Genomic DNA, 1,018 nt, shown 5'->3' on the forward strand with positions numbered 1-1,018 from the left:
AATCCCAAATTAGAATGACCGGCATGCTTCTCGTCTATCGCTACCGGGTGAAGTCGGCATGGCCATGCCTGCGCCACCTTCGCCCGCACGTGCCCTGCGGCACCCGGCCCAGACTCCGCGGCCTACTCTGCCAGCTCGCCTCTCACGATCTGAAGCTGCCGCCCCAGCCCCTTGACCTCGGTGGCAACCCGGTCGCCCGGCCTGAGATACCGTGGCGGCTTCATGCCCATGCCGACGCCCTGCGGCGTGCCCGTCAGGACAATATCGCCTGGCAGGAGCCGGAAGCATCCGGTGATATAGCTGAGCAGCTTTGCCACTGGAAAGATCATGTCGCTGGTATGGCTCTGCTGCCGGATTTCATCGTTGACGCTCAGGCTCAGCGAGAGCGCCTGAGGATCCGTGATCTCATCACGGGTCACCAGCCAGGGCCCGACCGGCGCGAAGCCCGGTGCGCTCTTGCCGATGATGAATTGCCCGCTTCGCTCGATCTGCCAGACTCGCTCGGAAACATCGTTGACGGTGCAGTATCCGGCGACGTAGTCCAGTGCATCGGCTTCATCGATCTGGTAGGCCGCGCGCCCGATCACCACGCCGAGTTCCACCTCCCAATCCGTGTTCATCGAATCGCGGGGGAGGACGATGTCATCGTTGGGGCCGGACAGCGAAGTGATGGCCTTGCTGAATACCATCGGCTGGCGCGGTATTTCCATGTTGGCCTCTTCCGCGTGCGCCCGGTAATTCAAGCCCACGGCCACCACCTGGCGCATGCCCGACACGGGTACACCAAGGCGCGGCGTGCCGGGGACGAGCGGCAGTTTTTCCGGATTCACCGCTGCGAGCGCGTGCAGGCCTTCCGGGCTGAGGATTTCGGGCGTTATGTCCGAAATCATCGGCCACAGCGATCGGATTGCCCCATTTCCATCGAGCAAGCCCGGCTTCTCAAGGCCCTGCGGGCCATATCTCACTATTTTCATTCGTTCCTCAAAATTTCTGTCTTGTCGTGACTGCTTATCGGTTG

Annotated in this window: 1 protein-coding gene; it reads right to left on the reverse strand. The window is 62.0% G+C overall.

Annotation, left to right across the window (positions count from 1 at the left end):
• Window positions 1-122: 122 nt before the first annotated feature.
• Window positions 123-974, reverse strand: a complete 852-nt coding sequence (locus tag CF68_RS34430; protein WP_035827937.1) for a fumarylacetoacetate hydrolase family protein — start codon at window positions 972-974, stop codon at window positions 123-125.
• Window positions 975-1,018: the final 44 nt, after the last annotated feature.

The organism is Cupriavidus sp. SK-4 (assembly GCF_000611125.1).
GTDB lineage: Bacteria > Pseudomonadota > Gammaproteobacteria > Burkholderiales > Burkholderiaceae > Cupriavidus > Cupriavidus necator.

Bases quoted from the DNA above. Each gene is read 5' to 3' on its own strand.
- CF68_RS34430 (WP_035827937.1), bottom strand. From the start codon at position 974: ATGAAAATAGTGAGATATGGCCCGCAGGGCCTTGAGAAGCCGGGCTTG.